The organism is Romboutsia sp. 13368, from assembly GCF_018336475.1.
Taxonomy (GTDB): domain Bacteria; phylum Bacillota; class Clostridia; order Peptostreptococcales; family Peptostreptococcaceae; genus Romboutsia.
This window is the reverse complement of sequence record NZ_CP048741.1, coordinates 747,832-751,030: the sequence shown is the minus strand read 5'-3', so window position 1 is coordinate 751,030 and position 3,199 is coordinate 747,832. Positions and strand designations below refer to the sequence as shown.

General features: G+C 23.3%; 3 protein-coding genes and 1 riboswitch. Of the genes, 1 reads left to right on the top strand and 2 read right to left on the bottom strand.

The window, feature by feature from the left end:
• Nucleotides 1-1,005, bottom strand: a 1,005-nt coding sequence (locus G3997_RS03005; protein WP_296647873.1) for a lysylphosphatidylglycerol synthase transmembrane domain-containing protein, incomplete at its 3' end; no start/stop codon positions are given.
• Nucleotides 1,006-1,369: 364 nt separating this feature from the next.
• On the opposite strand from G3997_RS03005, the gene G3997_RS03000 reads away from it, so the two are divergent.
• Nucleotides 1,370-1,708, top strand: coding sequence for a phage holin family protein (locus G3997_RS03000; protein WP_296647868.1), 339 nt, complete (start codon nt 1,370-1,372; stop codon nt 1,706-1,708).
• Between the two features lie 59 nt (nt 1,709-1,767).
• On the opposite strand, the gene G3997_RS02995 is transcribed toward G3997_RS03000, so the two are convergent.
• Nucleotides 1,768-2,955, bottom strand: coding sequence for a cation:proton antiporter domain-containing protein (locus G3997_RS02995; RefSeq protein WP_296649296.1), 1,188 nt, complete (start codon nt 2,953-2,955; stop codon nt 1,768-1,770).
• An 81-nt stretch (nt 2,956-3,036) separates the two neighbouring features.
• Nucleotides 3,037-3,095: riboswitch (Fluoride riboswitch) on the bottom strand.
• Nucleotides 3,096-3,199 lie beyond the last annotated feature (104 nt).

Here is a 3,199-nt window from a genome sequence, read left to right as displayed (position 1 = left end):
TGTATAGGTTGTAAACAACCCTCCAACAATAACTAAAAAATAATATACAAATATAGTATATAAAAATACACAATATCCTATCATATCTTTAGGAAATACGTTAGCAAATATAGTAAAAAATACTATTTCATTAGCGCCTACATTGCCAGGTGTTGGAGCTGGAGAAACTGACATGTATAAAAACACTTGAAGTACAAAAATATGATAAAAGCTTAGTCTATTCAAATTAAACGCTTTATATATACAGTAAGATATACTAAAAAATACTGTAAGTTGTATTATTGTAAGTATTATACTAATAAATAGAGATTTTTTATCTTTCATAAACATTTTTATTGAATGACTATAATCATCTATAAAGTTATTTATAGTTTGTATTTTTTCATTTAATGACTTAAATATTTTTATTTTATATAAAATTTTAGATATTATATATACTATTTTTTTCATAGTATTAGGACTTAATACTATAATAATTCCTCCTAATAAAGTAACTATATTAATAAGCATTCCAATACTCATTAATATCAATATATAAGGTAATTTATTTCTAAGTAAGTCCATATTAAAAAACATTAAAATACCGCAATATATTGTAACTATACTTTGATATAATACAGTCTTATTTGTTACTATAGCAGTAGATTTACTAAGATTTATCCCATACTTATTAAATGTATATATTTGCATAGGTTGACTTCCAGAAGCAAATGGTGTTACTAAATTATAATAAAATCCCATCATAGCTATTTTTACAGATAAAAATCTAACCTTTGTTTTTTGTATAGATTTTGTTAATATATTTATTATTATAGATTCAAGTATTATATAAATTATCATTAATAAAAATCCAAGGAGTATAAACTTTTTATCAACTAACCTTATAACTGTAGGTATTAATGTAATGTCTAGTGTTGTCGATAGTAAATAAACTGTTGTACATATTAAAAGTATTAAAAAACTATATTGTAAACATGTTTTTTTAGTCTTAGTTAAATTTAGCATATTCCTTCTCCTAATTTATTCGATACTAATCATAATATACTAAATTATTAAATTTGTACAATACCTTTCCTATATTTTTGTACCATTTTATAATTTAAATCAATATACTATTACATAATATGGATATAATTTACCAAAATATTANTKTTAAAAGATTTTTTCCATTCTTATTTTCATTTTCATGTTTAGGCATAAGTATATTCTCCTTTATATAATTATCGTATAGAGTTAWTTAAATCAATATACTATTACATAATATGGATATAATTTACCAAAAATATTATGTTATAATACTCATAAAAAGAATACTTTTTTAATAGTACATATTATATGTAAATAAATTTTTAAAAGAAAGGATATTAAAATGAAGAAAATATCACTATTTTTAGTTATTAATGCTATATCATTGTATATAGTATCAAACTTAATGGATAGTATGTATATAGGCTCACTTAAATCATTATTAATTCTTACAATTATATTTGGAATACTTAATTCAACTATAAAGCCAATTCTAAAGTTTTTCTCATTTCCAATAACATTTTTAACTTTAGGTTTATTTTCTTTAGTTATTAATGGTTTTGTTTTAAAATTAGCATTTATGGTAGTTTCTAATGTCTATCTTTATGGATTCTTTAGTGCTATAATAGCATCTATTTTATTATCTATAGTAAACTCTGTTTTATACAGCATATTAGATTAATAAAAAGTACTGACTTAAAGTCAGTACTTTTATTATTAATATAATAAATTATNNNATTATTAATATAATAAATTATCTTCTATTTCTTTATTTTCAGTATGAAGTAATTTTTCACAGGTTAAATTTATACCTATTGCTCCTATTGGTGCTGTTATTAATACACTTAATATAGCAATTGCCTGCATTACCTCACCACCTACGACTCCCATTTGAAGTGGTATAGATGCTTTTGCAGATTGAACAGTTGCCTTTGGGAGATATGCTATTATACAAAATAACTTTTCTTTTTTACTTAAATTTGTACCACTTAGTGCAATTATTACACCTATAGAGCGTACAGATAAAGAACATATTAATATTATAATTCCAATTATTAAATATCTACCTACTAATGAAGGATTAATTGACATTCCAACAAATGTAAATAAATATAACTTACCATATTTCCATATATTATTCATGCTATCTAATATTGATTTAGCATAAACTTTTATATAATTTCTTATAAAAAATCCATAAACCATAATTGCTAGTAATGAGTTAAATATTTCTAAATGTAATTTTTTCTCTATTATCCTCATAGCTAAACATATAGCAAAAGTTATTATAGCTCTTATGTATTTATTTTCTGTATGTTCAATTATACCCTTACTTAACTTAAATACCATAAATCCAACAAGTATACTTATTATTATAGTTATAGGTATTGATATAAGATTTGAAACTAATGATATATTCTCATTATTACTACTTTGCATATATATTGCTAAAAATGTTGTAAATAATGTTATAGCTATAGTATCATCCGCACTTGCTCCAACTAATAGCATTTGTGGTATAGCCTTATCTTGACCGATTTTCCTATCTATAAGAGATACCATAGATGGTATAAGTACAGCAGGTGATACTGCTGCTATTATGAATCCAAGTATTGAACCTTGAATAAATGTAAATCCTAAAAACTTCATAGCTAAAAAAGCTATAGTAAATCCTTCTAATGTTGCTGGAACTATACTTAAAAGTACGGCAGGTCTTCCTATTTGTTTTATCTGAGATAAACTTATACCAAGTCCTCCTATAAATAATACAGTAACTAAAGCTATATCTTTTATAAACGGTGCTATATCTAATGTATAACTTGGAACTATATTAAAAAATGAGGGTCCTATAAGCATTCCAACTATCATCATACCTATAAGTGCTGGTAACTTAATTTTTTCTGCTAACTTACCACTATATGTTGCTATTGTACCTATTATTAATAAGCTTAATACTAAAATTCTAATCTCCTCCTTTTATTACAAATAAATAGACTCCTACCCTTAAAGTTAAGAGTAGGAGTCATTATCTTTCGCATTTAATGGTGAACTCCATCACCTTTTTATTTATATATAAATATTATCATGTACCACAATATTTTGCAAACTTAAAATCCCATTACGTCATTATATATTTATTTTATATAAAATTTAATATAACTTATATTGTTTC

Bases quoted from the DNA above. Each gene is read 5' to 3' on its own strand.
- G3997_RS03000 (WP_296647868.1), top strand. From the start codon at position 1,370: ATGAAGAAAATATCACTATTTTTAGTTATTAATGCTATATCATTGTAT.